Source organism: Mucilaginibacter sp. P4_G9, from assembly GCF_056400985.1.
Genome location: NZ_JBFUKF010000887.1, coordinates 1 through 787, shown reverse-complemented (window position 1 = coordinate 787; position 787 = coordinate 1). Strand labels below are relative to the sequence as shown.

Below are 787 nucleotides of genomic sequence, written 5' to 3'. Positions count from 1 at the left end.
GCTTTGAATAGATAAGACAATTCCCATCATTAATAAAATTAAAACATTTGAAAGTGTTACTCCAGCAACTCCGTAAAATTTACCTAAGATAATAGCTAATGGTATATTTATTATTGTACTTACTACATAAAGATACAGTTGCAATTTTATTTTATTTATGCCATTTAATAAGGAACAATGGATTAACATCCAACAAAAACCTATTGTATAAAGCGCCATGTTTAACGAAAGAAAAAATGGCACATGCATGTTTTTACCAATCCAATATTTGAATATAACTGGTGAGCTTAGTAGTAATATGAATGTTAAAACTATCAAAGCAAACCAATAAGAATACATCTTTTTAAAAACATTTTCAATCCATATGAATTCCTTTTTTGAATATGCTTCTGTAAATGCACTCCAAAAAGGTGCCATTATAATAGAAAAGCCCATGCTGATAACCGAGAACAACTTATATGACAAATTAAATGTCGTCACTTTATCAGGGCCAAACAATTGAGTTATTACAATATTATCAGTTTGAAACAACATAAGACCACCTAATTGAATAAAAAAGAACATCCCTCCAGTTGTCAATAATTCTCGGGCATACTTAAATTCTATTAATTTAATGCTTGGCGAAAATGCTTTATATTCTCCGTTAAAATAGTAAAAACTTGCTATCAATGTCGTAAGAACGGGGAGTCCTGAAAATATCAACACAATTAAAGTTAAAGACCCTGAAGTGGTTTTAGTAAGCACATATATTATTGCCAAGCTAATTAACTGTCCTATTACATTTATC

General features: G+C 29.6%; 1 protein-coding gene. It reads right to left on the bottom strand.

From position 1 onward, the window contains the following. On the bottom strand, window positions 1-759 hold a 759-nt coding region (locus AC1DPZ_RS28365), incomplete at its 3' end, for a lipopolysaccharide biosynthesis protein (protein ID WP_477409832.1). Window positions 760-787: the final 28 nt, after the last annotated feature.